Below are 25,714 nucleotides of genomic sequence, written 5' to 3' on the forward strand. Positions count from 1 at the left end.
TGGCCCGGGTGTCGCCGTCATTGCCCATGCCAGTGCACCGTGCAGAAGCGGTGCACTGGCATGGGCAATGGACCGGCCACGAAGGCCGGCCATTGCACCACCGGTACCGCCGGCGAACCGGCGGTACCAGGGGCGATCATCAGAAGCGGAAGCCCACTTCGGCCTTGATCTGGCGCGGCGTACCGATGATGTCACCGGTCTCGTTGTAGCTGGCCTGCAGCTTGCCGTTGCTCTTGATGTAGTTGTAGCTGGAGAAGTTGTCGAAGTTGAACACGTTGATGATGTCCAGGCGAGCGTACAGCTCGGTATCACCCGGCATCTTGAACGTCTTCGTCGCCTGCAGGTCGACCGAGCGGTAGCCGAACACCTTGCCACCGATCAGGAACTTGCCATTGGCGTTGGGCACGGCGGCCTGCGGGGTCGGCAGGGTGTAGCCGCTGGCCTGCGGGATGCCGTACCAGTCATTGACGGCGGTCGGGGTGGCCAGGGTGATCTTGCCACCGAAGGTGATGCCCCAGAAGCCCGCATACGAACCGGTCACCACCAAGCGGTGGCGCGGCGCGCCGTTGGAACGGATGGTCGGGTAATCGCCGATCAGGCCGCGGTCGAACGCGTACTTCTCGTTGATGTCGCGGTTGTGGCGCGCGGTCGTCCAGGTGTAGGCGATCGAGGTGCCCCAGCCGCTTTCCTTGGTGAACGGCTTCTGCGCCGACAGCAGCACCTGGGTCGCACGGGTCTTGATGCCCTGCTGGCCGATGATCAGGCTGCCGAAGCCCGGCACGTTGCAGCTCCAGGCCTGGCTCAGGCCCGGGTCGGTGCCGCCGCACAGGCGCGGGTCATCGAAGAACTGGCCGGTCGGGTAACGGTTGCCCAGGGTGAAGGCGAAGCCGTCGTAGCTCAGGGTACGGGCGATGGTGGCGTCGGTCAGCCAGTCACCGATCTGGTTGCTCATGCCCAGGCTGAACTGATCCGAGTACGGGGCCTTCAGCTTGTTGTTCAGCAGGTCCACTTCCAGACCGGCATTGCTGGTGGCGCCCACCAGGGCCTGCAGGTTGCCGATGCCGTTGAGCAGGTTCGGGTTCCAGTCGTAGCAGGCGGCCTGGCCGTTGATGCAGGTGCCGGTAGCCGGGTTGCGGAAATAGATGGTCGGCTGCGGCAGGGCCAGCTTGGTGGTTTCCAGCTGCAGGTTGTCGAACAGGTCGCGGTCGTAGGAACGGCCGGCACCACCGTGGATCACGTGCTGCTCGTCGGCGTTGATGTCATACGAGAAGCCCAGGCGCGGCTGCCAGGCATCCTTGAACGCCTTGCGGTTGTGGCCGTTGCTGATGTAATCGCTGATATCCAGGCCGCCCAGCGCCAGCGAATCGGCGTAGGTCTGGCCGGCGGCAGCGCGCGGGTCCTGCGAGTAGATGGCGTCCACCACCTGCTGCGGGGTCACGAAGTCCAGGTAGGCCGGGTTCTTTTCGTAATCCCAGCGCAGGCCCAGGTTGATCTGCAGGTGGTCGTTGACCTGCCAGTCGTCCTGGATGAACAGACCCAGCTGCTTGGCCTTGGAACGCACTTCACCGGACACGCCCGACACGCCGGTGACCGGCTTGACGAACTGCGCCTTGTACGGGATGTCCGACGGGAAGTCCGGATCACCCAGGGTGTAGGTGAAGGTCGGGTTGATCTGCGCCGCGTCAGAGGCGTACAGATCGATTTCCTTGTACTTCACACCCATCTTGATGGTGTGGTCGCCCGCCCACTGGATGCCGTCCAGAGTCAGGTTGTCTTCGATCGACCAGCCCTTCTGGCCCTTCACCTGCGAATCCAGTGCCGAAGCGCCACCGACCTTGACGATGGTGCGGTCTTCGGTACCGTCCGGCGCGGTGTAGGTGATGCCGTTGGCCAGGGTCAGCGGGGTCGGGTTGTTGAACGAATCTTCGTGGGTGACCATCAATTCGTTGTAGTAACGCTCACCGCTGTGGTTCCAGCGCAGTGCGTAGCGGCGGTCGGTGTTGACCACTTCACGGCCGGCTTCCGGCGAGGTCTGGCCACTGAACTGCTGCTGGGTTTCGTCGCGGTCCTGGAAGGTCAGTTCAATGCGATCGTTGTCGGTCGGCTCGAAGTCGACCTTGGCGAAGATCAGGTCCTGCTGGAACGGCTGGCTGGCCGGGCCGAGGCCGGCAGCGCCGTCAGCCGGCAGCAGACCCACGCTGCTGGTCACCGCACCGTCCGGCGCGATGGTGACCGGCAGGTCGAAGCGCTTGGCTTCGTAGGTCACGAAGAAGTGGGCCTTGTCCTTGACGATCGGGCCGCCCAGGGCGAAGCCGTATTCCTTCTCGGCCGAAACCATCTTGTCCTGGCCAGCCTGGCGCTCGGCCGGGGTCTTGGCGCGCATGTCTTCGTCGGTGTAGCGGTAGAACGCCTCACCCTTGAATTCATTGGTACCGGACTTGGTGGCGGCGGTCACCGCGGCGCTGGACACCTGGCCGTACTCGGCCTTGTAGTTGCCGCTGATGACCTTGTATTCGCCGATGGCCAGCTGCGGGAACGGGTTGCCGGCGCTGCCGGACTGGCCGGCCACGCCGCCGCCCTTCACGTAGCTCTTCTGGCCCACGCCGTCGATGTAGACGTTGGTGCCGTCGGCATTGGTGGCACCGCCACGCAGCGAGGTGTTGCCCTTGGCATCACGGGTGAAGATCATGCCCGGAACGGCGTCGGCGAATTCCAGGAAGTTGCGCGACACCTGCGGGGTGGTCTGGATCTGCTGCAGGCTGACGGTCTTGCCGACTTCGGAGGTGCGCACTTCCTGCAGCAGGGTCGGCGCGACCACGTTCACCGTGTCCAGGTTGGTGGCCGCGGTGCTGCCGCCGCCGGTGGCGGCCGCTTCGCTGAAGTTCAGCGTGGCGGTGGAAGCCACGGTGACGGTGACCTTCTGGGTCTGGCCGTTGGCCACCACGTCATAGGTGCCCGGATCCAGGCCCATCAGCGAGTAGCTGCCGTCGGCACGCACAGTGCCGCGACGAACCGAACCGGTGGCCACGTTGGTGGCGGTCACTTCCGCGCCGGCCTGGGCGCCGGACACCTGGCCGCGCAGGCTGGCGTTGGCCGACTGGGCCATCACGTTCGGGGCGGCGGCCAGCATCAGGCAGCTGACCAGGGCGGTGCTCAGCAGCCGGCGTGCCGGCGTGCGGATGGTGGAATGCATCATCAACTCAATCTCCGGGTGGTGGTAACCGCTTGCGCGGTTCCTGCGATCAGTCAAAAGAAAAGGAAAGCCTCCGGCTTCAACGGCCGGATGGCGGGGTGGTGGAATCTCGAACGATCAGGCGGGGAACCAGCGTCTGCTTGTCCCCTGCCCCTTCCGTGGTAGTGCCGTCCATCAACTGCAACAGGCGCGTCATGGCCCGATCGCCCAACTCGGCGATACTGACCTGCATGGTGGTCAACGAAGGGTGTACGAACCGCGCCAGTGGAATGTCATCGAAACCCGCCAAGGCGACATCGGTGGGCACGTGGACACCTGCCTGCGCGAACGCATACAGACATCCCAGCGCCATCATGTCGTTGGCGGCGAACACGGCATCGGGCAGCGCACCGGCTGCCAGCATCTCCTGACCGGCACGGTGGCCGGAAGCTTCGTCGAAATCACCGGGCAGCTCGATACCTTCGGCGCCATTGCCAGCAGCCGCCAGCGCGTCACGGAAGCCGCGCAGGCGCTCGCGCGCGTCGAAGTTGAGGTCCGGGCCTGAAATGAAAGCGATGCGGCGGTGGCCGGCATCAAGCAGGTGGCGGGTCATGGCCATCGCCCCTGCATGGTCGTCGATGCTCAACACCGGGTGGTCCTGCGTAGGCAGGTAGGTGTTGATCAGCACGGTGGGCAGCGACTGCGGCAGGTTGTCGGTCAGGAAGCCCGGGCTTTCCGCATACGGCGACAGCACCAGCAGGCCATCGACGCGGCCGCGCATCGCGCGCAGCGCTGCGCCCTGCTGTTCCTGGTCGCCGTGATAGCTGGACACCAGCAGGTGCTGGCGGCGGCTGCGGGCCACGCCATCAATGCCGCGCATCAGTTCGGAGAAGAATTCACCGTACAGATCGGGCAGCACCACGCCCACCGTATTGGTACGGCGGCTGCTGAGGCTGCGCGCGGCAGCGTGTGGGGTGTAGCGCAGCCGTGCGGCCACTTCCAGCACAAGCTGGCGGACCGGTTCGGCAACGTTCTCATGCCCGTTGAGCGCGCGGGAAACCGTGGCCACGGAGACCCGGGCTTCGCGTGCGACATCTTTGATTGTTATGGCTGCCTTGTTCACGAAGCCGCCCTCCACGGCTTGGACCTACCAGCTTGGCGCGGAATGTAAGCGTTTCCATCTGCGCTTGTAAACTGTCCGTTAGGCGAATGTCCCGTTCCGGACACAAAAAGTTGTCCCGGGCAGGCCCGCCCGGTGACCTGCAAAGACAGCATCTGAGTCATCTTCAGCCCTGTTCTGACGGGGTGTGCGCACGGATGGACAGCGCGTGGATATCGGTCTCCATCAGCCCGCCCAGTGCGGCGTAGACCGCGCGGTGGCGCGCAAGCGGCGCCATGCCGGCAAAGCGTTCGCTGACCACGTGCACGTTGAAGTGGCCGCGTCCATCGCGCGCGCCGGCATGACCGGCATGGCGATGACTGTCGTCTTCGATCTCGAGCACACTGGGGGCGAGCGCTTGCTGCAGCGCATCACGAATCTTTTCGATCCGCGCCGCGTTCACGGCAGCACCTTGCGGAACGGCCGCACCTGGGTGCGCACGTACACGCCTGCGGCCACGTACGGGTCGGCTTCGGCCCATTCCTGCGCCTGCGCCAACGAGTCGAACGCGGCGATGACCACCGAGCCACTGAAGCCGGCCGGGCCCGGATCCTCGCTGTCGATGGCCGGGCACGGTCCGGCCAGCAGCAGCCGGCCCTGCGCGTTCAACGCCTGCAGACGCGCCAAGTGCTGCGGCCGTACCTGCAGCCGCTGGGCCAGCACATCCTGGCCGTCATAGCCTTCAATCACGTACCACATGGGGCAGTTCCTCGTTCATGTTGCGGTGCGTCGATTCTAGCCAATGCCCGCCCGTTCCCTGCCGTTGCTGGACACTGGCGCGGCAAAGCCTTACCCTAGGGTCAATTGCACGTGGCTGGATGCAGCAGCCCGTCGGTTTCCGCGGCTTCCGCAGCCCCCGACGATCGCCCCGCCGCTTCTGACGGGCCACGTAGACGACCTCCCCGTAGTCCTGTCGCTGCCGCTGTTGTGCAGCGCGTGCTGCTGTTTCATATGTGTGGAATCGCGCCGAGACAGGCGTGCCTGGTGCCCCCGTGGCCGTGGCGATGGCCCGGCATGGCGGGTATCGCGACTGGTCCGTTGCAATGCTGACGTCCATTAGATGACTTCCGAACTCGCGCTCGACGCGAACCCGCCAACCCGGCCGCCCGCCCCCCAGCAGCAGGAAATGCCGCTGGCCGTGGTGCATGGGCAACCGGTCCTGCAGATTCCGCAGGACCTGTACATTCCGCCGGACGCGCTGGAAGTCATCCTGGATGCCTTCGAAGGGCCGCTGGACCTGTTGCTGTACCTGATCCGCCGGCAGAACCTGGACGTGCTGGACATTCCCGTTGCCGAGATCACCCGGCAGTACGTGGAATACATCACGGTGATGCGCGAGTTGCGTTTCGAGCTGGCTGCCGAATACCTGGTGATGGCCGCGATCCTGGCCGAAGTGAAGTCGCGCATGCTGCTGCCGCGGCCGGTCAGCGAGGACGGCGACGAAGCCGACCCGCGCGCCGAACTGGTGCGCCGGCTGCAGGAGTACGAACGTTTCAAGCAGGCGGCCGAAGATATCGACGCGCTGCCCCGGCAGGACCGCGACACCACGGTGGCGCATGCCTTCATGCCGGAACGGGCGACGGTGAAACTGCCGCCGCCGGTGGACCTGAAGGAAATGCTGCTGGCGCTGCACGACGTGCTCAAGCGCGCCGAGCTGTTCAGCGGGCACGCCATCAAGCGCGAAGCATTGAGCGTGCGCCAGCGCATGGGCGAGATCCTGGGCCGCATGGAAGACGGCCGGTTCTACCGTTTTGAAAGTCTGTTCACCGCCGAGGAAGGCAAGCTGGGCGTGCTGGTCACCTTCCTGGCCATGCTGGAACTGGCCAAGGAACAGCTGCTGGACATCGTGCAGGAAGAACCGCTGGCGCCGATCTACGTGAAGTCGCTGGCGGCCGGCAACACCAACGCCCCGCTGCAGTTCAGCAGCGAGTTCGACGACAACGACGCTGCCAACGAGAACGAGTGAGCGCTGCCTGCCGATGGACCAACCGCTGATCAACCGCATTGTCGAAGGTGCCCTGCTGGCGTCCAGCCAGCCGCTCACCCTGGCCCAGCTGAAAGACCTGTTTCCGGAAGAAGAACCGGCCCCGCCGGGCAGCATCGAACGCGCGCTGGAACAGCTGCGCGAGGCCTGCGTCGGGCGCGGCGTTGAACTGCTGGAAGTGGCCTCCGGGTTCCGCTACCAGGTGACCGCCGAAGTGCATGGCTGGATCAGCCGGTTGTGGACCGAGCGCAAGACCCGCTACACCCGTGCCACCCTGGAAACACTGGCGCTGATCGCCTACCGGCAGCCGATCACCCGCGGCGAGATCGAGCAGGTGCGCGGCGTGGCGGTCAGCAGCAACATCATCCAGGCATTGGAAGAACGCGAATGGATCCGCGTGGTCGGCCACCGCGACGTACCCGGCAAGCCCGCGCTGTTTGGCACCACCAAGGGCTTTCTGGACTACTTCGGGCTGAAGCGCCTGGACGAACTGCCGCCGCTGTCCGAACTGAAGGACCTGGGCGAGCTGGAGCCGCAGCTGGCGCTGGACCGTGACGGTCCGGCCGCCGCAGGCGCCGCCGGCCCGGACATCAGCGCCGACCCGGACAGCGCGGCCAACGATGACACCCGCCTGGACGCAGGCACTGGCAACACCCCCGATTCCGCCGGCGCAGCCCCTGCACCGGCCAGTGACGAGCAAGCACCTTCGCCCTTCGATGATGGGCACCCCGATTCCGCGCCGGGCGAGCGCGCGGTTCCCGTGAACGAACGCGAAGACAACGCCGTCGCGATGACGACCGTGGCTGTTGACCAAGCCGATTCCAAACCAGAGGCCGACCTCGAAACCGTCGGCCGGAGCAAATCTGATGAGTGACACCCCCCGTAACAAGCTGTCGCTGAAGCGCGAAGCCACCTCCGAACAGTTCAAGCTGGAAGAGCGCCTGCACAAGGTGCTGGCCCAGGCTGGCCTGGGTTCGCGCCGCGCGCTGGAACAGCGCATCGCCGAAGGCCTGGTCAAGGTCAACGGTGAAGTCGCGCAGACCGGCATGTCGGTCAAGAGCGGCGACAAGATCGAGCTGGACGGCCGTGGCTTCGTCGCCACCGCGCTGGCCGAGCCTTCGCGCGTGCTGGTCTACAACAAGCCGGAAGGCGAAGTGACCACCCGTGAAGACCCCGAAGGCCGCCCGACCGTGTTCGAAGCGCTGCCGCCGCTGAAGGGCGCGCGCTGGATCGCGATCGGCCGCCTGGACATCAACACCACCGGCCTGCTGCTGGCCACCACCGACGGTGAACTGGCCAATGCCATGATGCACCCGTCGTTCGAGGTCGAGCGCGAATACGTGGTGCGCGTGCGTGCGCCGGAAGGCGAAGAGAAGGTGAGCGACGCCATCGTCGACCGCCTGGCCCGTGGCGTGGCGCTGGAAGACGGCCCGGCCAAGTTCGACGAGATCGAACGCATCGGCGGCACCGATTCGCACGATTGGTTCCGCGTGGTGGTGAAGGAAGGCCGCAACCGCGAAGTGCGCCGCCTGTGGGAATCGCAGGGCTGCCAGGTCAGCCGCCTCAAGCGCACCCGCTACGGCAAGGTCAGCCTGCCGCGTGAACTGTCCCGTGGCCAGACCGTGGAACTGCCCAGCGCCCAGGTGGAAGCCCTGCGCGCGCAGCTGAAGCTGGAAGAAGGCGCGCCGTCGGCGCTGACCCTGCAGCCGGTGATCGGCCAGCGCCGCGCCGCCAAGACCACCGTGCGCGTGCGCGAAGGTGGCCGCGGCAATGCCTACGTCAATGGCCACAGCACGGCCGATGAAGGCCGCGAACTGCGCCGCTTCGACAACGTGCGCGAAGACCGTGGCCGTGGCCGTGGCGGCAAGGGCGGCGGCTTCAAGGGCGGCCTGACCGTCAGCGGTGAAGCGGCGGCCAAGCAGTCGCAGAAGCCGTTCAAGCAGCGCGCGCCGAAGAACGATCGTTCGCTGCCGGAAGGCAACCCGGCCGCGTTCCGCACCTGGTACGTGCCCGATGGCGTGAGCACCGGCCCGAGTGGCCATCGCAATGCCGGCCCGGGCGCGCGTGGCCCGGGTGCCCGTGGCCCGGGTGCAGGCGGCCAGGGTCGTCCGTACGGCAAGCCGAAGGGTCCGGGCGCAGGCGCCGGTGGCGGCCAGGGTCGCGGCGGCTTCGGTGGCGAAGGCCGTGGTGGCGCCGGTGGCGGCCAGGGTCGTCCGGCCGGTGCGGGCAACCGCTCGCAGGGCCAGGGCAACAAGCACCCGTACGGCCATCCGGGTAACGCCCCCAGCTTCCCGTCCGACCACGCCAATCCGGGCTTCAACCCGTATGGCAGCCCGAAGCCGGCGCACGGCGCCCGCCCGGGCGGTCGCGGTCCGGGCGGTCCCGGTGGCAACCGTGGCCCGGGCGGTAACCGTGGTCCGGGCGGCCCGGGTGGCAACCGCGGCCCGGGTGGCCCCGGCGGCAACCGTGGTCCGGGCGGCCCGCGCCGCAGCGGCCCGCGCGGCGGCTGATCGCTACTGCCACTGAAATGAAAAGCCCCGGCCTCGGCCGGGGTTTTTCGTTGTGCGTGGATGAAAAGCGTGCACTAGGAATTGTTTTAAAACGTGCAATTCGTGCCATGGATCGACGCGAGCGGCGCGACGGATCTCTATCGTGAAGCCTCACACCCAACATGAGGCAATAACGATGGCGTGGTACACCGACGCAGCGCACCTGCAGGCAGAGAAGGCTTCACAGGTATGGACTGAAACGCATGGCCCGGCCGAGAAGGTCCAGGTCTCGGGCATCTATCGGTGCAAGGGCTGCAAGCGTGAAGTGACGTGCAACAAAAACGATCCATTCCCGCCCCAATCCCATCACCAGCACGCGCCCCACCAGGGCGACATCCGCTGGAAGCTGATTGTGCGCACCAACACCGACGGCATCTGATGCACAAAAGGGGACGGAGGGGATCAAGTCGTTTGTGCCTCAAACGACTTGATCCCCTCCGTCCCCTTTTGTGTGCTCAGCGGCGGCTGATGGTGAAGGCGGTGCCGTCCACGCCCAGGTCCCAGCCCTTGCCGGTGCCGGACAGGGCCAGCGAGATATCGCCCTTGGTCATCACCTGGGCGTTGCTGGATTTCACCGCACCCGCATGCGCGCCAACCGATGCGTACGTCCCCAACAGTTCATTGACGCTGACCGCACCGGTGAAACTGCCGCGGCCATTGGTGATCTTCGATTTGCCCACGGTCAGGCCGCCACCCTTCATCTGGATGCGCACCGGCAGGCTGGCCCCGTTGCTGCAGGTGACCGTACCGTTGCCCGAGGCGGTCTTGTAGATCAGCGACCAGCCGGACAGGTTGTAGCGCAGCTGGCAATCCAGGTTCCCAGCGGCCTGCACAGCCGGGGCCACCGACGCGGCGGACAGGGCCAGCAGCAGGGCAAGAGACTTCTTCATCGGCAGCACTTCCACTTCATTCGGACTGCCGGCGAATCTAGCAGCGCGCGTGTGCACGGTGGATGCAGGCGCGCGCGTGGGTGCGGCTAGCGTTCAGCCGCCGCACCGGGGCCGGTCTCAGGCCCGTTCGTCCAGATGGAACGCATCGGCATCGAGCATGGCCGGGAAACGCGCGCGGTGCGCGGCCAGGGCTTCGGCCGAGATGGTGGTGGTGACCACCTGCTCGCGCTCGCGGATCTCCACCTGCGGCTGGCCGAGGAAATCGATCACCGCGCTGTCGCCGGCATAGTGCAGCTGGTTGCCGTCCACGCCGATGCGGTTGACCGCCGCCACGAAGCACAGGTTTTCGATCGCCCGCGCACGCAGCAGCGTCTTCCACGCATAGGCACGCGCCGACGGCCAGTTGGCCACGAAGATCTGCAGGTCGAAATCCATCTGCCCGGGCCGCTCCACGTCGTAGCGGTTGCGGCAGAACACCGGGAAACGAAGGTCGTAGCAGACCTGCGGATTGATCCGCCAGCCCTTCCATTCCACGCTCAGGCGGTCGCGGCCGGCGGCATAGCGCTCGTGCTCGCCACCGTAGCGGAACAGATGGCGCTTGTCGTAGTACTGCAGCGCACCGTCGGGGGTGGCAAACAGCAGGCGGTTGTAGACGCCCTCGCCTTCGCGCAGCTGCACGCTGCCGATCACCGCCGCGTCCAGTGCCCTGGCCTGTTCGCGCAGCCAGGCCACGGTCGGACCGTCCATGCCTTCGGCCTGGGCAATGGCATCGTTGGAGAAGCCACTGGTGAAGGTCTCCGGCAGGATCACCAGATCGGTGCGGCCGGCCAGCGGCGCCAGCAGCGCGCCGTAGTATTCACGGTTGCCCGCCGGGTCATGCCAGCGGGTGTCGCCCTGGACGAGGGAAATGCGCAGGTCCTGCATGGTCGTGTTCCCTCAGAGCAGGCGCAGGCGTTCGATCGCCGCGTCCAGGGTGGCCTCGTTCTTGGCAAAGCACAGCCGCACCAGGCGCTGGCCCACCGGCGCGGTTTCGTAGAACGGCGACAGCGGAATGGCGGTCACGCCCTTCTCGATGGTCAGCCACTTCACGAACTCGTGGTCGGGCAGATCGCTGATGGCCGAATAATCGACCAGCTGGAAGTAACCGCCCGGCACCGGCAGCGGCTTCAGGCGCGTACCGGCCAGCTGCTCGCGGAAGCGATCGCGCTTGGCCTGGTAGAACGCACCCAGTTCCAGGTGGTGCTCGGGCTCGTCACGGATCATCGCGGCAAAGCCGTACTGGGCCGGGCCGAAGCTGGTGAAGGTGTTGTACTGGTGCACCTTGCGGAATTCGTTGGTCAGCAGCGGCGGCGCCACCGCGTAGCCGATCTTCCAGCCGGTGCAGTGGTAGGTCTTGCCGAAGCTGGAGATGACGAAGGTGCGCTCGCGCAGTTCCGGGTAGCGCAGCGCCGATTCATGGCGGCGGCCGTCGTAGATGATGTGTTCGTACACTTCATCGGAAATCAGGTAGATCTGCGTGCCGCGCAGCAGGTCGGCCAGCGCCTGCATGTCGGCCTGGTCCAGCATCGCACCGGACGGGTTGTGCGGGGTGTTGACCATCAGCATGCGGGTGCGTGGGGTGATCGCCGCGCGCACGCGGTCCCAGTCCACCGCGAAGGTCTGCGGGTCCAGCGGCACATGCACGGCGATGGCGCCGGCCAGCTCGATGGCCGGCTCGTAGCAGTCGTAGGCCGGGTCCAGCACGATCACTTCCTCGCCGGCACGCACCACGGCGTGGATGGCGTTGAAGATGGCCTCGGTGGCACCGCTGGTGACGGTGATTTCGGTGTCCGGGTCGATGGTGGCGCCGTACAGGTCCAGCGACTTCTGCGCGATGGCCTTGCGCAGCGGCGCCACGCCGGTCATCGGCGGGTACTGGTTCAGGCCGGCGGCCATGGCCTTGCTGGTCTCGTCAATCAGCCGCTGCGGTGCGGAGAAGTCCGGGAAGCCCTGGCCCAGGTTGACCGCGCCGTGTTCGGCGGCGAGCTGGGACATGACCGTGAAGATGGTGGTGCCGACCTTGGGCAGCTTGGTGTTCGGTTGCATCGGCCTGGAATAAGGGGGAACAAGGCCCGGAAGTGTACGAAATCCACGCCCTGCCTGCGGAACCGGGCCGTTCTTTGCATATGCCGCGCCGCCAGTGGCCCGGGTCCGGCGCTACCGGGGCCGCATTCACCGCTACAATTGCCGCCGCACCCCGGCATGAAGATCCCTGCCCCTTGAACACCCCTGCATTGCTGGCCGCCAGCGGCCTGAGCTTCTCCCGCAATGATGAGCCCGTGTTCGGCCCGCTGGACTTCCATGTGGACGCCGGCGAAGCGCTGCTGGTGCAGGGCGGCAACGGCGCCGGCAAGACCACGCTGCTGCGCGTGCTGGCCGGCCTGGCCCGGCCGGGTGCCGGCCAGGTGCGCATTGACGGCAAGCAGGCCAGCACGGCCGAGCGCGCGCGCTACGTGGCCTACCTGAGCCACCTGCCCGCGCTGAAGCCGGACCTGGACACGCTGGAGAACCTGCATTTCCTGTGCGGCCTGCACGGCCGCCGCGCGCGGCAGATGCCCGGCAACGCCCTGGCCATCGTCGGCCTGGCCGGTTACGAAGACACCCTGGTGCGGCACCTGTCGGCCGGGCAGAAGCGGCGGCTGGCACTGGCCCGCATCTGGCTGTCACCAGCCCCGCTGTGGCTGCTCGACGAACCCTACGCCAACCTGGATCTGGACGGCATCAACCTGGTCAACCGGATGATTTCCGCGCACCTGCGCAGCGGCGGTGCCGCCCTGGTCACCACCCACGGCGCCTACGCCGCGCCACCGGTGCGCACGCGCCTGCTGGAACTGCAGCCGGGTCTGGCGCAGGGAGAGGCCGCATGATCGCGCCGGGCACCGAACCGGGCCTGTGGCAGACCGCACGCGCACTGGTGGCGCGCGATCTGCGCCTGCTCTGGCGCCGCCGTGGCGATGCACTGCAGCCGCTGCTGTTCGCGCTGCTGGTGGTAGTGCTGTTCGCCCTCGCACAGGGCCGTGATCCGCAGCCGCTGGCCGCCACCGCCGGTGCCGTGCTGTGGCTGGCGGTGCTGCTGGCCGGGCAACTGGCGCTGGATTCACTGTTCCGTTCCGACGCCGAAGACGGCTCGCTGGAACAATGGCTGCTGGCCCCGGTGCCGTTGGCCTGGCTGGTGCTGGTCCGGGTGCTGGTGCACTGGACCACCACCGCGCTGCCGCTGATCGTGCTCAGCCCGCTGCTGGCGGAAATGCTGCATCTGCCACATGACCAGCTGCCCATGTTGCTGGCATCGTTGCTGCTGGGAACACCGGTACTGAGCCTGATCGGCGGTGTGGTGGCAGCACTGACCGTCGGCATCCGGCGCTCTGGTATTCTCGTGGCGTTGCTGTCGTTGCCGTTGTATGTACCGGTGCTGGTGTTCGGTGCAGGCAGTCTGGCGGCGGCCGGTCGTGGCCAGGATCCAGTGGGTGCACTGCTGATGCTGGCCGCGGGCCTGGTGGTTGCTCTGGTGCTGGCACCGCTGGCGACCGCTGCGGCCATCCGTATTTCTCTGAGTTGAACGAGCTGAGAGCCAATCCATCCCTGCTGGATAGCCGCCACGCATGAATCCGATCGTCCGCTGGTTCCACCAACTCGGCTCCCCCCCGACCTTCGATCGTTTCGCCGCGCGCTGGTCCCGCGTGTTCTACGCCGCTGCGGTACCGGTGCTGCTGATCGGCCTGTGGCAGGGGCTGTTCGTCGCGCCGCCGGAACAGAACCAGCACGATGCCTTCCGCATCATCTACATCCACGTGCCCAGTGCCTGGATGAGCCTGTTCGTGTTCGCACTGATGGCGGCCTATTCCGCCATCGCCCTGATCTGGCGGATCAAGATCTGCGAAATCCTGGCCATGGCCTGTGCGCCGATGGGCGCCGGCTTCACCCTGATCACCCTGCTGACCGGCAGCATCTGGGGCAAAGGCACCTGGGGCACCTGGTGGGACTGGGACCCGCGCATGACCAGTGAACTGATCCTGCTGTTCCTGTACCTGGGTGTGATCGGTCTGTACCACGCCATCGAAGACCGCCGCAGCGCCGCGCGTGCCGCAGGTCTGCTGGCGATCGTCGGCGTGGGCCTGCTGCCGGTCATCCGCTATTCGGTGGACTGGTGGGGGGCCTTGCACCAGCGCCAGTCGATCAACGTATTCGGCGAGAACGCGGTACGCCCGGAACTGATTGCACCGCTGTGGTGGATGGTGGTGGCGACCAAACTGTGGTTCGTCGGCTCGCTGCTGGCCAAGGCGCGTGCCGACAACATCGCCCGCGAGGCCGGCAAGGCCTGGATCGGCGAGCGCTTTGGCACCGCGCAGCCAGCGCCGCATTCGGAGCCACGGCCATGACCCACCTGCCCTACCTCATCGCGGCATTCGCCGTGTTCCTGCTGGTTCTGGCCTGCGATGCGCTGGGTTCGTGGATGCGCCTGCGCCACGCCCGGCAACAGGCGCTGCGCCGCCAGCAACGCCTGCAGGCGCGCAGCAACGGGACGGCCCCGTCCCCGCTGGCTACCGAGCTCAGCCGATGACGCCGGTGCAGCGACGCCGCATGGCCTGGGTGCTGCTCCTGCTGCTGGCCTCCGGGCTGGCCACCACCCTGGTGGCCTTCGCCCTGCAGCGCAACATCGCCTACCTGTATACCCCAGCGGAAGTGTTGCGCGGGGATGTCGACGCGCAGGCACGCTTCCGCCTGGGCGGCATGGTGGTGAAGGGGTCGTTCAATCGTCCCAGTGGTTCGCTGCAGGCGCACTTCGTGGTGACCGATGGCGATGCCACGCTGCCGGTCAGCACCGACCGCATCCTGCCGGACATGTTCCGCGAGGGCACCGCCGTGGTGGCCAGCGGCCGCCTGCAGGACGGGGTGTTCGTGGCCGACGAAGTGCTGGCCAAGCACGATGAGAACTACGTGCCCAAGGAAGTGGCCGACAAGATGGGCGACGCCCATCGCAAGCACGACGTGCCGGTGGCGGCGCCCGAGGTGCGCTGAGTGCTGCCCGAACTGGGTCAGATCCTGCTGTTGTGCGCGCTGCTGGCGGCCTTGCTGCAGGCCGGCTTGCCGCTGGTCGGCGCACAGCGCGGCAACAGCGCATGGATGGCCACGGCACGCCCAGCCGCGTTTGCCCAATTGCTGCTGGTCGCCGGTGCATTTGCGGTGCTGACCGCCGCCTTCGTACAGCAGGATTTTTCGGTGCGCTACGTGGCCGAGAATTCCAATTCGCTGTTGCCGCTGATCTACCGCTACTCGGCGGTGTGGGGCGCGCACGAAGGCTCGTTGCTGATGTGGGCACTGGTGCTGGCGCTGTGGACCGGTGCCGTGGCGCTGTTTTCGCGGCAGTTGCCGGCGCCGGTGCAGGCCCGCGTGCTGGCGGTGATGGGCGTGGTCAGCGTCGGCTTCCTGGCCTTCCTGATCTTCACCTCCAACCCGTTCCTGCGCTTGAACCCGGCGCCCCTGGAAGGCCGCGATCTGAACCCGCTGCTGCAGGACCCGGGGCTTATCATCCACCCGCCGATGCTGTACCTGGGCTACGTGGGCTTTTCGGTGCCCTTCGCCTTCGCCGTGGCCGCGCTGCTGGAAGGCCGCGTGGATGCACGCTGGCAGCGCTGGACACGGCCGTGGACCAACGTGGCCTGGGGCTTTTTGACCCTGGGCATCGCGCTGGGCAGCTGGTGGGCGTATTACGAACTGGGCTGGGGCGGCTGGTGGTTCTGGGACCCGGTGGAGAACGCCAGTTTCATGCCCTGGCTGGTGGGCGCCGCACTGATCCATTCGCAGGCGGTTACTGAAAAGCGCGGCACGTTCGGCAGCTGGACTCTGCTGCTGGCCATCGCCGCCTTCGCGCTATCCCTGCTGGGCACCTTCCTGGTGCGCTCGGGCGTGCTGACCAGCGTGCATTCGTTCGCCGCCGACCCGTCGCGTGGTCTGTTCATCCTGATCTTCCTGTCGCTGCTGGTCGGCGGCAGCCTGGGGCTGTACGCGCTGCGGGCCGGCCGCCTGGGCGTGGACAGTGAGGATCCGCGCCGCGGCTTCACCGCCACCTCGCGCGAGACCCTGCTGCTGGGCAACAACCTGCTGCTGGCCACGGCCTGCGCCATGGTGCTGCTGGGCACCCTGTACCCGCTGCTGGCCGATGCGCTGTCGCTGGGCAAGATTTCGGTGGGGCCGCCGTACTTCGGCAGCCTGTTCCTGCTGTTGATGGCGCCACTGGTGCTGCTCCTGCCGTTCGGGCCGCTGGTGAAGTGGCAGCGCGATCAGCCCTCGCGTGCCCTGGCCCTGCTGGCGCCGTGGCTGGGCCTGGCGATCGTGCTGGGCGCGCTGGCGTGGTGGCAGGCACCGCAGAATGGCTGGAAGGCCGCGCTGGGCGTCGCTGCGGCGGCCTGGGTCGCGCTGGGCACGGCGCGCTTCGTCTGGCAGCGGCTGCGCGGCAATGGCCGTTTCACCGCCGAATTGCTCGGCATGATCGTGGCCCACGGCGGCATTGCAGTGTTCCTGGCCGGGGCCCTGCTGGTGGAAGCACTGAACGTGCAGCGCGAAGTGGCGCTGGCGCCGGGGCAGCAGCTGGTCATTGGCCGCTACGAAGTCCGCTTCGAGGGCGTGGACCACCGCGAAGGCCCCAACTTCGTTGCCGACCGTGGCCATCTGCGGGTGTTCCGCAACGGCCGCGAGCAGGCACTGCTGCACCCGGAAAAACGCCAGTACGCCAGCGGTGGCCAGGTGATGACCGAAGCAGGCATCGATGCACGCCTGAACGGTGATGTCTACGTGGCATTGGGCGAGCCGCTGGGCAACAATGCATGGGCGGTACGGGTGCATATCAAGCCGTTCGTGCGCTGGATCTGGCTGGGCGCACTGCTGATGGCCCTGGGCGGATTCATTACCGCCGCCGACCGCCGTTTCCGTCGTCCGTAGGAGTTTTCATGTCGTCGTCCCCTGCTCCGCGTCCATCGCGCCCGCTGCCCCCCATCGCCATCGTCATCGGCGTGCTGTTCTTCTTCGGCCTGCTGGGGTTGATGGTGTACGGGGTGATGAAGTCGGGGGATCCGCAGCGGGACGTGCTGCCTTCCGCACTGATCGACAAGCCGGCACCGGCCTTCGCGCTGCCGGTGCTGCACGACCCGAGCATGACCGTGCGTAGTGAGGAACTGCGCGGCGCGCCCTACCTGCTGAACGTGTGGGGCAGCTGGTGCGCGGCCTGCCGCGAGGAGCACCCGGTACTGACCCGCTTCGCCGAGAGCAAGCGCGTGCGCGTGATCGGCTACAACTGGAAGGACGAGCCGACCGACGCACTGCACTGGCTGGAAACGCTGGGCAACCCGTTCATGGTGGTGCTCAGTGACATGGAAGGCCGCACGGCGATCGACTGGGGCGTGACCGCCGCCCCGGAGACCTTCCTGATCGACGGCAGCGGCATCGTGCGCTGGAAGTACAGCGGTGCGATGACCCGGCAGGTGGTCGACGAGAAGCTGATTCCCGCACTGCAGAAAATCGAAAAGGCCCAGGGCCATGCCGATACCGGCCTGCACGGCAATCCGTAACGCGCTGCTGGCGCTGCTGCTGTGCGCGGCGCTGCCCGCACTGGCGCAGCAGCCGCTGCACGATCCACGGCCGCTGGCATTCCGCAACGCGGCCGAGGAAACCCGCTTCCACGATCTGGCCGCGCAGTTGCGCTGCGTGCAGTGCCAGAACCAGTCCCTGGCCGATTCCAACGCACAGATCGCCCAGGACCTGCGCCGTGAAGTGCTGCAGCTGATGCAGCAGGGCCACGACGATGCACAGATCAAACAGTTCCTGGTCGCCCGCTACGGCGAATTCGTGCTGTACCAGCCGCCGCTGCAGCCGGGTACCTGGCTGCTGTGGGGCGGGCCGTTGCTGATCCTTGGCGGTGGTGCCCTGCTGGTGCTGGGCATCGTGCGCCGGCGCGGCCGCGCGGTGGCACCGGCAGCGGCCGACCGCAACGCCGATGAAGGAGATGGCTGGTGAGCTACACACTGCCCGTGCTGGCAGGCCTGGTGGCCGCGGTGATGGCCGCGCTGGTGCTGTGGCCGCTGCGCCGGCAGGGGCACCGCGGTTTCGTACTGGGCGTGTTCGCGCTGGGCGTGGCCGCTGCCTGCCTCTATCTGCTGGTGGGCGACCCGCGCGCCGCGCAGGTGCAGCCGGCGCCGTCGGTGGCTACCCTGCGCGATGGCGTGAAGGCGCTGCAGCAGGCCCTGCAGCGCGATCCGCAGCGCGCCGACGGCTGGGCACTGCTGGGCCGTTCACAGACCGAACTGGGCGATGCACAGGCGGCGGCCGATGCCTTTGCACGTGCCGCAGCATTGGCACCGGACGATGCAGGCGTACTGGTGGAAGCGGCGCAGGCGCGCGCGCAGGCCGATGCCGGCAAGCAGTTGGATGACACCGCCATGGCGTGGTTGCAGCAGGCGCGAAGGGTGGCACCGCAGGCCGAGCGGGCCAGCTGGCTGCTGGGCATCGCCCTGCGCCAGCGCGGCCGCAATGCCGAAGCGGCCGAGATCTGGAGCAGCGTGCTGCCGCAGCTGGAACCGGGCGCCGCGCAGGCGCTGCAGGCGCAGATTGCGATTGCCCGCGAGGCAGCAGGGCAGGCAGTCGATCCTGCCGCCACGGCGGCACCAGCGTTGCTGCAGGTGCAGGTGCAGCTGCCCGACGCGGTGAAGCACGGCGACTGGCCCGCCAGCACCCAGGTATTCGTGCTGGCCCGCGCCGTCGGCGGCCCACCGATGCCGGTGGCCGCACGCAGGCTGCCGCTGGCCGGTTTCCCGGCCACCATCGGTCTGGGCGACGGCGACAGCCCGATGCCGACCGCACCGCTGTCCGCGCACGCCGAGGTGGAGGTGCTGGCGCGCATTTCGCGCACTGGCAGCGCCAACCGCAGCGAAGGCGACCTGCAGAGCGAGGCCGTGCGGGTGACGCTGCCGCACGACGGCGTGGTGCAGCTGCGGTTCCCGTAAAAGGCACAACCAAGCATCGACTCGGACCTGCAGTAGATCCACGCCATGCGTGGATACCGCCCCCCCATGGAAACCAGCGTGCCGCCAGCTCCACGGGCCGCCCCGCTAGAATGTGCGCATGACCGAATTCATTCCGCCCGGCACCCGCTTCCATGCCCTGCCCTCGCCGTTCCCGTTCAAGCGCGGTGGCGCTCTGCACGGCGCCCGCGTGGCCTACGAAACCTGGGGCACGCTGGCCGCTGATGGCCGCAACGCGATCCTGATCGTCACCGGGCTGTCGCCCGATGCCCACGCGGCGGCCAATGACGACAACCCGGCCCCGGGCTGGTGGGAAGCGATGGTCGGCGCGGGCAAGCCGATCGACACCGACCGCTGGTTCGTGGTCTGCGTCAATTCGCTGGGCAGCTGCAAGGGCTCGACCGGCCCGGCCTCGCTGAATCCGGCCACGGGCGAGCCCTATCGCCTCGACTTCCCGGAACTGTCGGTGGAAGACGGTGCGCGGGCAGCGATCGAGGTCGTGCATGCGCTGGGCATCGAACAGCTGGCCTGCGTGATCGGCAATTCCATGGGCGGCATGACCGCGCTGGCGGTGCTGATGCTGCAGCCGGGCATCGCCCGCAGCCACATCAACATTTCCGGCAGCGCGCAGGCGTTGCCGTTCTCCATCGCCATCCGCTCGCTGCAGCGCGAAGCGATCCGCCTCGACCCCAAGTGGGACGGCGGGCGCTATACCGAGATCGATTATCCGGAATCGGGCATGCGCATGGCACGCAAGCTGGGCGTGATCACCTACCGTTCCGCGCTGGAATGGGATGGCCGCTTCGGACGCGTGCGACTGGATTCGGACCAGACCGACGATGACCCGTTCGGTCTGGAATTCCAGGTCGAAAGCTACCTCGAAGGCCACGCACGGCGCTTCGTGCGCTTCTTTGATCCGAACTGCTATCTGTATCTGAGCCGTTCGATGGACTGGTTCGACCTGGCCGAGTATGCCGACGGTGACGTGCTGGCCGGGCTGGCGAAGATCCGTGTCGAAAAGGCGCTGGCCATCGGCGCCAACACCGACATCCTGTTCCCGGTGCAGCAGCAGCAACAGGTGGCCGACGGCCTGCGTGCCGGCGGTGCCGATGCGCAGTTCATCGGCCTGGACTCCCCGCAGGGCCACGACGCGTTCCTCGTCGATTTCGATCGCTTCGGCCCGGCCGTGCGCGGCTTCCTCGACGGGCTCTAAGTGGCCTGGCGGCGCAACCTGGCGCTGGCCGCGTTCGGCGCGCTCATCGCGTTGACGGTCAGTGGCGTGCTGCCGCTGTGGCTGGGCGGCTGGTGCGTGCTGGCCAGCGTGGTGTCGTTCGGGCTGTACGGGCATGACAAGCGGGCGGCACAGCGCAAGCAGTGGCGCATTCCCGAACGCACGTTGCAGCTTCTGGCCTTCGCCGGTGGCTGGCCCGGAGCGCTGCTGGGCCAGGCGCTGTTCCGGCACAAGCACCGCAAGGCGGAATTCCAGTGGGTGTTCTGGCTGTGCGTGGTGGCCAACGTGGCGTCGATCGCGGTGATGCTGCGCGAGTTTTCGCGGTAGCCGTTCGAACGACGCGGCACGACGCCCGTAGATCCACGCCATGCGTGGATGTGCCGGTCGGCACGCCATCACGCAAACGGCCGCCGGGCATGGCCCGGCGCTACCACCGCGATTACGTTTCCCGCTCCAGCACACCGTCACGCAGGCGGTACTGCGCATCCACCACGCCGTCAGGCAGCTCGTCGTGAGTGATCATCAGCAGGCTGCGCCCGTCCAGCAACGCCGGTAGATCGTTCAGCAGCGCGTGCGCGGTGTCCACGTCCAGGCCTTCGGTGGGTTCGTCCAGCACCAGGATGGGGGCGTTGCGCAGCAGCGCGCGCGCCAGCGCAAGGCGCCGCGCCTGCCCGGCCGACATCGTTGCTCCGTTTTCCCCCACCCACGTCTGCAGGCCACCATTGCGCTCGGCCCATTCGCCCAGCCGCACCCGGCGCAGCACGGCCCACAGCGTGGCATCGCTGGCATCGGCATCGCCCAGGCGCAGGTTGTCGGCCACGCTGCCGGCAAACACCGGGGCATTCTGCGGCAACCACGCCAGTTGCCGGTGCCAATCGGCCTGGGCGAAACCGCGCAGGTCCTGTCCGCCATAGGTCAAGCGGCCCTGCTGTGGATCCCACAGGCGCAGCAGCAGGCTGGACAAGGTGGTCTTGCCGCAGCCGCTGTCGCCGCGGATCGCAATGCGTTCCCCTAGTGCGAGGGTCAGCTGCAGACCGGACAGCACCGGCCGCGCCGCGCCCGGCCATTGGAAATGCACGTCCTGCCACTGCACCGCCGATGCCTGCGGAACCGCCTGCGGCACCGGCGGCTCGTCCACGGCCGTCGGCTGTTCGACGATGGCCTGCAGCCGATCGGCGGCAATGCGGCCCGACTGCAGCGACTGCCAGGCCAGGCCCATGCCGGCCCACAGCTCGATCAGGGCCACGGTCAGGAATACCAGGCCTGCCGCCATCTCCGCGGCAATGCGCTGCTGTTCGGCCGCATGCAGCGCCAGCGCCAACATGCCGACCAGGCCCAGCCCGGCCACCGCGCCGTGCAGGGTGGACGCTGCAATCAGGCGCCAGCGTCGACGCCGATCGCGCGCCGCCAGCTGCTTGGCCGCAACGCGTACCTTCAACTGCCACGCGGTACCGGCATGCAGGGCCGCAAGGTCACCCGCACCTTCCAGCCCTTCGAACGCGGCGGTGCGCAGGGCGGCACGATGCGCAGCGCGGTCGGCTTCTTCGGCATCACGCCCGCGCACGCCCAGCCACGGCACGCCGACGCCGATCAGCAGCGCCAGCACGGCCAGCAGCACGGCCGCCGATGGCAGGATCACCGCAGCCGACGCAATGGCGGCCAGTGACAGTGCAGCGAGTGCGAGCAGAGGACCGATCGCGCGCACCAGCAGGCCATCGACCTCGCCGATGTCACCCAGCAGGCGCGCCAGCAGTTCACCGGTGCGGGTGGCCCCCAGCCGCGCCGGTGCCAGCGGCAGCGCGCGGCGGAAGAACCACACGCGCAGGTCGCGGGCGATGCGCAGCGTGGCATCGTGGCCCACCAGCTTTTCGAAATAGCGCGAGACGATGCGCGCCATGGTCAGGCCACGGATGCCGGCCGACGGCGAGAAGAAGTTGAAGCCCTGGCTCAACCCCGCCGCACCGGCCAGCGCTGCAGCGGTCAGGAAGCCACCGGACAGCCCCAGCAGCGCGGTACCGGCCAGCATCGTGATCCACAGCAGCAGCACGGTCAGCAGCAGGCGTGGACGATGGCGCATGAACACCGCGCGCAGCGAATCGGGCGAGCGGCTCATGCACGCACCGCCTGCGCCGGATCGACCAGGCGGCCTTCGGGCAGCAGCAGACAGCGGTCGGCCCAGGCGATCACCGCCGGGCTGTGGGTGGCCACCACCACGGCGCGGCCGCGCGCATAGGCGGCCAGGCTGCGCAGCAATGCGGCTTCGGTGTCGGCATCGAGGAAGGCAGTGGGCTCGTCCAGCAGCAGCACCTGCGGATCGCGCAGCAGCAACCGGGCCAGGCCGATGCGCCGTGCTTCGCCACCGGACAGACCGAAACCACGCTCACCAATCATCGTATCCAGCCCCTGCGGCAGGCGCTGGGCGAACTGCAGCACCTGCGCTGCTTCGGCCACGGCGCGCAAGCGCGCATCACTGGCGGCGGGATCGGCCAGGCGCAGGTTGTCGGCGATCGAACCATGGAACAGGTACGGGCGCTGGCTGGCGTAGGCCACCTGCACGCCGGGGCGCACCTGCAGGCGCCCTTCGCGCGGCGGCAGCCAGCCCGCCAGTGCTTCCAGCAGCGTGCTCTTGCCCGACCCACTGGGGCCAACCAGGGCCAGGCGCTGGCCCGGTTCCAGCCGCACATCCACGCCATTCAGTACGGTGTGTGGTGCGCCCAGCGGCTGCAGCACCAGACCCTGCGCCTGCAACGGCGGCAGCGCGGCCTCGGCCGGTTCGGGCGCACGCATGGCCCCGCCGTCTTCGGGCAACGCCGCCTCGTCCGGCAAGGCATGCAGCAGGCGTTCGACTTCGGCGGCGGCGGCCAGGGCATTGGCGCGGTCGTGGTAGTGGGCGGCCAGCCGCCGCAGCGGCGCATGGAACTCCGGCGCCAGCAGCAGGCAGAACAGGCCGGCGCCCAGCGTCGGCACGGCAGCGTGCAGGGACATCAGCCCCAGGTAGCTCAGGCCCAGATACAGCGCGACCATCGCCACGCTCACCGACGCAAAGAATTCCAGCACGGTGGACGACAAGAAGGCGATACGCAGCACTTTCAGCGTTCGCACGCGCACGCCCTCGGCGGCCGCTTCCACGCCTGCCAGTTCTGCCTCGCCACGACCGTACAGGCGCAGCAGACCCAGCCCCTTGATGCGATCTGCAAAGTGCCCGCTCATCCGCGCCAGTTCACCCAGCTGCGCGCGACCGGCCGCTTCTGCGCCCCAGCCGACCAGCATCATGAAGAACGGCACCAGCGGCGCGGTGAACAGCAGGATCAGTGCGACCACCCAGTCCACCCAGGCAACCGCCGCCAGAATCAGCAGGGGCACCACCACCACTTCGGTGCGCACCGGCAGGAACCCACTGTAATAGTTCTCAATCGCATCGCCGTGATGCAGCATCAGCTCGCCCAGTTCGCCGGTACGGCGCTGCCGCAGCCACAGTGGCCCATGCCCCAACAGACGCGCGAACACACGCTCACGAAGGGCCAGACGTGCCGCGTCGGCCACATCACCGGCGGCCGCCTGGCTGGCACTGCCCAGCGCCGTGCGCAGCAGCAGGATGATCGCCAGCCCACCCAGTACCGGCAGCCCCGACGACAACGGCGCGCGTTGCACCAGCACGTGCTGCACCAGCCAGGCGATGGCGGCCGCCTGGCCGATCAGCAGGGCACCGGACACGCTGAGGTACACGCCGGCCAAGCGCTGGCGGCCACGCGCCGCACGCGCCAGATCGGCCAGCCAGGCGATACGGGTACGCCGCTGCAGGGCCGATTCGGCATGCGGGTCGGTGGCAACAGCGGAAGATTCGGCAGCGTTCAAAGGGTTCACAGGCAACAGGGCATGTCCGGCATTGTAGGCGCACACAGGTGCCCTCCCCTGCGGCCAGCGGTCGCAGTCTTCATCCGGTTTGGCATACGATCCCTCTGCAGAGCCCTTCATACATTGATCTGGATCAAGGCTGTTTGAAGTAGTCGGTCACATCATCCACCCCGTAGACCACCCTTCCCGCCACCTGCAACGGCACTATCCAACGAGGTAGCCAGGCCATGATTGATCAGACAGTCGTAGAACTGTCGCGGCTGCAATTTGCTTTGACCGCGATGTACCACTTCCTATTCGTACCGCTCACCCTTGGCCTGTCCTTCATGGTGGCCATCATGGAAAGCGTGTACGTGATGACCCGCAAGCAGGTCTGGCGCCAGATGACCCTGTTCTGGGGCGCCCTGTTCGGCATCAACTTCGCCATCGGTGTGGCCACCGGCCTGGTGATGGAATTCCAGTTCGGCATGAACTGGTCGTACTACAGCCATTACGTGGGCGATATCTTCGGTGCGCCGCTGGCGATCGAAGGCCTGATGGCCTTCTTCCTGGAAGCCACCTTCATCGGCCTGTTCTTCTTCGGCTGGAAGCGCTTGAGCCCGGTCAAGCACCTGGCCGTGACCTGGTTGATGGCGCTGGGCACCAATCTGTCGGCCGTCTGGATCCTGATCGCCAACGGCTGGATGCAGAACCCGACCGGCGCGGTGTTCAACCCGGAAACGATGCGCATGGAAGTGGTGGATTTCGCCGCCGTGCTGCTGAACCCGGTGGCCCAGGCCAAGTTCGTGCACACCGTCAGCGCCGGCTACGTGACCGGTGCGATCTTCGTGATGTCGATCAGTGCCCTGTACCTGCTGCGGAACAAGCACCGCGACATGGCCCGCCGCTCGTTCGCGGTGGCCGCTGCGTTCGGCCTGCTGTCGTCGCTGTCGGTGGTGGTGCTGGGCGATGAAAGTGGTTACGCCGCCAGCGAACACCAGAAGATGAAGCTGGCCGCCATTGAAGCGATGTGGGAGACCGAGCGTGCGCCGGCCGACTTCACCGCCTTCGGCATTCCCAACCAGACCACCCAGCAGAACGACTACGCGATCAAGATCCCGTACCTGATGGGCCTGATTGCCACCCGTTCCACCAACCAGCCGATCCCGGGCATCCTGGAACTGGTGGAGCGCGCCGAACACCGCATCCGCGGCGGCCAGCTGGCCTACGGTGCGCTGGAACGCATCCGAGCCAACAAGGACGATGTGGAAGCGCGCGAGATGTTCGACCGCCACTGGCAGGATCTGGGCCACGGCCTGCTGCTGAAGCGTTACCGCGAGGACATCCTCAACGCCACGCCGGAAGAAATCTCAAAGGCCGCGCTGGATACCGTGCCGCGCGTGGCGCCGCTGTTCTGGACCTTCCGCGTGATGGCCGGCCTGGGCTTCTACCTGATCGCCTTCTTCGCCCTGGCTTTCTACTTCTCCTGCCGCAACAACTTCCAGGACAAGCGTTGGTTCCTGAAGCTGGCCGTCTGGTCGCTGCCGGCACCGTGGATCGCCATCGAATGCGGCTGGTTCGTGGCCGAGTACGGCCGCCAGCCGTGGGCGGTGGACGGCGTACTGCCCACCTTCTATGCCGCCTCGGGCCTGGCCCTGCATGAAATCCTGACCACGCTGGCCATCTTCACCGCGCTGTACACGGTGCTGCTGGTGATCGAGGTGAAGCTGATGCTGAAGGCGATCCGCAAGGGGCCGGACGAGATCCTGCCGACGCTGCAGGCCGATATCCGCCCCGCATCCCCCAATGCCGCAATGCCGGCCCCCGGCCAGGTCTGAGGCA

25 protein-coding genes are annotated in these 25,714 nt (G+C 67.5%); 16 read left to right on the forward strand and 9 right to left on the reverse strand.

Annotation, left to right across the window (positions count from 1 at the left end; genetic code table 11):
* Positions 1-139: 139 nt before the first annotated feature.
* From RTY46_RS11975 to RTY46_RS11990, 4 genes are all read right to left on the reverse strand, one after another.
* Positions 140-3,196, reverse strand: a complete 3,057-nt coding sequence (locus RTY46_RS11975) for a TonB-dependent receptor (RefSeq protein WP_312708592.1) — start codon at positions 3,194-3,196, stop codon at positions 140-142.
* A gap of 76 nt (positions 3,197-3,272) precedes the next feature.
* On the reverse strand, positions 3,273-4,310 hold the full coding sequence (locus RTY46_RS11980) for a LacI family DNA-binding transcriptional regulator (protein ID WP_312708593.1): 1,038 nt from the start codon (positions 4,308-4,310) through the stop codon (positions 3,273-3,275).
* A 148-nt stretch (positions 4,311-4,458) separates the two neighbouring features.
* Entirely contained in the window at positions 4,459-4,734 is a 276-nt protein-coding gene (locus RTY46_RS11985; protein ID WP_312708595.1) for a BolA family protein, read from the reverse strand.
* Positions 4,731-5,030, reverse strand: a complete 300-nt coding sequence (locus tag RTY46_RS11990; protein ID WP_312708596.1) for a YciI family protein — start codon at positions 5,028-5,030, stop codon at positions 4,731-4,733. The genes RTY46_RS11985 and RTY46_RS11990 overlap by 4 nt, the downstream gene beginning before the upstream one ends.
* Before the next feature lie 361 nt (positions 5,031-5,391).
* On the opposite strand from RTY46_RS11990, the gene RTY46_RS11995 reads away from it, so the two are divergent.
* The 4 genes from RTY46_RS11995 to RTY46_RS12010 all read left to right on the forward strand — a co-directional run bounded on the left by RTY46_RS11995 (position 5,392) and on the right by RTY46_RS12010 (position 9,243).
* Positions 5,392-6,297 carry a ScpA family protein gene (locus RTY46_RS11995; RefSeq protein ID WP_312708597.1) on the forward strand — a complete coding sequence of 302 codons (906 nt, stop codon included), beginning with the start codon at positions 5,392-5,394 and terminating at the stop codon, positions 6,295-6,297.
* A 13-nt stretch (positions 6,298-6,310) separates the two neighbouring features.
* Positions 6,311-7,189 carry an SMC-Scp complex subunit ScpB gene (scpB, locus tag RTY46_RS12000; protein ID WP_312708598.1) on the forward strand — a complete coding sequence of 293 codons (879 nt, stop codon included), beginning with the start codon at positions 6,311-6,313 and terminating at the stop codon, positions 7,187-7,189.
* Positions 7,182-8,825: a pseudouridine synthase gene (locus RTY46_RS12005; protein ID WP_312708600.1), complete on the forward strand. Its 1,644-nt coding sequence runs from the start codon at positions 7,182-7,184 to the stop codon at positions 8,823-8,825. The genes scpB and RTY46_RS12005 overlap by 8 nt, the downstream gene beginning before the upstream one ends.
* Before the next feature lie 175 nt (positions 8,826-9,000).
* Complete coding sequence (locus RTY46_RS12010) at positions 9,001-9,243, forward strand: protein L (protein ID WP_312708602.1); 243 nt, start codon at positions 9,001-9,003, stop codon at positions 9,241-9,243.
* Between the two features lie 76 nt (positions 9,244-9,319).
* Here RTY46_RS12010 and RTY46_RS12015 read toward each other — a convergent pair whose 3' ends face one another.
* The 3 genes from RTY46_RS12015 to RTY46_RS12025 form a co-directional block, all read right to left on the reverse strand.
* Positions 9,320-9,754: a hypothetical protein gene (locus RTY46_RS12015; protein WP_312708604.1), complete on the reverse strand. Its 435-nt coding sequence runs from the start codon at positions 9,752-9,754 to the stop codon at positions 9,320-9,322.
* A 117-nt stretch (positions 9,755-9,871) separates the two neighbouring features.
* Positions 9,872-10,678, reverse strand: coding sequence for an amidohydrolase (locus RTY46_RS12020; RefSeq protein ID WP_312708606.1), 807 nt, complete (start codon positions 10,676-10,678; stop codon positions 9,872-9,874).
* Between the two features lie 12 nt (positions 10,679-10,690).
* Entirely contained in the window at positions 10,691-11,839 is a 1,149-nt protein-coding gene (locus RTY46_RS12025) for a pyridoxal phosphate-dependent aminotransferase (protein WP_312708608.1), read from the reverse strand.
* Between the two features lie 173 nt (positions 11,840-12,012).
* Between RTY46_RS12025 and ccmA the strand changes: the two genes are divergently transcribed.
* From ccmA to RTY46_RS12080, 11 genes are all read left to right on the forward strand, one after another.
* Positions 12,013-12,660 (forward strand): heme ABC exporter ATP-binding protein CcmA, encoded by a 648-nt coding sequence (gene ccmA, locus RTY46_RS12030; RefSeq protein WP_108750105.1) that lies wholly within the window; start codon positions 12,013-12,015, stop codon positions 12,658-12,660.
* Positions 12,657-13,352: a heme exporter protein CcmB gene (gene ccmB, locus RTY46_RS12035; protein WP_312708609.1), complete on the forward strand. Its 696-nt coding sequence runs from the start codon at positions 12,657-12,659 to the stop codon at positions 13,350-13,352. Before ccmA ends, ccmB begins: the two co-directional genes overlap by 4 nt.
* Before the next feature lie 43 nt (positions 13,353-13,395).
* Positions 13,396-14,172, forward strand: coding sequence for a heme ABC transporter permease CcmC (ccmC, locus tag RTY46_RS12040; protein ID WP_312708611.1), 777 nt, complete (start codon positions 13,396-13,398; stop codon positions 14,170-14,172).
* On the forward strand, positions 14,169-14,354 hold the full coding sequence (gene ccmD, locus RTY46_RS12045; protein WP_312708613.1) for a heme exporter protein CcmD: 186 nt from the start codon (positions 14,169-14,171) through the stop codon (positions 14,352-14,354). The genes ccmC and ccmD overlap by 4 nt, the downstream gene beginning before the upstream one ends.
* Entirely contained in the window at positions 14,351-14,812 is a 462-nt protein-coding gene (gene ccmE / locus RTY46_RS12050; RefSeq protein ID WP_312708615.1) for a cytochrome c maturation protein CcmE, read from the forward strand. The genes ccmD and ccmE overlap by 4 nt, the downstream gene beginning before the upstream one ends.
* Positions 14,813-16,732, forward strand: coding sequence for a heme lyase CcmF/NrfE family subunit (locus tag RTY46_RS12055; protein WP_312708616.1), 1,920 nt, complete (start codon positions 14,813-14,815; stop codon positions 16,730-16,732).
* Positions 16,733-16,740: 8 nt separating this feature from the next.
* The gene (locus tag RTY46_RS12060) at positions 16,741-17,358 is read left to right on the forward strand and encodes a DsbE family thiol:disulfide interchange protein (RefSeq protein WP_312708618.1); all 618 of its coding nucleotides are present in this window, start codon (positions 16,741-16,743) and stop codon (positions 17,356-17,358) included.
* Positions 17,327-17,803 (forward strand): cytochrome c-type biogenesis protein, encoded by a 477-nt coding sequence (locus tag RTY46_RS12065; protein ID WP_312708620.1) that lies wholly within the window; start codon positions 17,327-17,329, stop codon positions 17,801-17,803. The genes RTY46_RS12060 and RTY46_RS12065 overlap by 32 nt, the downstream gene beginning before the upstream one ends.
* Positions 17,797-18,789, forward strand: a complete 993-nt coding sequence (locus RTY46_RS12070; RefSeq protein ID WP_312708639.1) for a cytochrome C biogenesis protein — start codon at positions 17,797-17,799, stop codon at positions 18,787-18,789. Before RTY46_RS12065 ends, RTY46_RS12070 begins: the two co-directional genes overlap by 7 nt.
* A gap of 118 nt (positions 18,790-18,907) precedes the next feature.
* Complete coding sequence (locus RTY46_RS12075; RefSeq protein WP_312708622.1) at positions 18,908-20,020, forward strand: homoserine O-acetyltransferase; 1,113 nt, start codon at positions 18,908-18,910, stop codon at positions 20,018-20,020.
* Positions 20,021-20,365: a DUF1294 domain-containing protein gene (locus RTY46_RS12080; protein WP_312708624.1), complete on the forward strand. Its 345-nt coding sequence runs from the start codon at positions 20,021-20,023 to the stop codon at positions 20,363-20,365. It abuts the gene before it with no gap.
* A 112-nt stretch (positions 20,366-20,477) separates the two neighbouring features.
* Here the strand turns inward: RTY46_RS12080 and cydC are convergent, their stop codons facing one another.
* Both cydC and cydD read right to left on the reverse strand, forming a co-directional pair.
* Positions 20,478-22,151: a thiol reductant ABC exporter subunit CydC gene (gene cydC, locus RTY46_RS12085; protein ID WP_312708626.1), complete on the reverse strand. Its 1,674-nt coding sequence runs from the start codon at positions 22,149-22,151 to the stop codon at positions 20,478-20,480.
* Complete coding sequence (gene cydD / locus RTY46_RS12090) at positions 22,148-23,893, reverse strand: thiol reductant ABC exporter subunit CydD (protein ID WP_312708641.1); 1,746 nt, start codon at positions 23,891-23,893, stop codon at positions 22,148-22,150. The genes cydC and cydD overlap by 4 nt, the downstream gene beginning before the upstream one ends.
* Before the next feature lie 227 nt (positions 23,894-24,120).
* On the opposite strand from cydD, the gene RTY46_RS12095 reads away from it, so the two are divergent.
* The gene (locus RTY46_RS12095) at positions 24,121-25,710 is read left to right on the forward strand and encodes a cytochrome ubiquinol oxidase subunit I (RefSeq protein ID WP_312708628.1); all 1,590 of its coding nucleotides are present in this window, start codon (positions 24,121-24,123) and stop codon (positions 25,708-25,710) included.
* Positions 25,711-25,714 lie beyond the last annotated feature (4 nt).

It is taken from the genome of Stenotrophomonas sp. (assembly GCF_032056425.1).
Taxonomy (GTDB): Bacteria; Pseudomonadota; Gammaproteobacteria; order Xanthomonadales; family Xanthomonadaceae; genus Stenotrophomonas.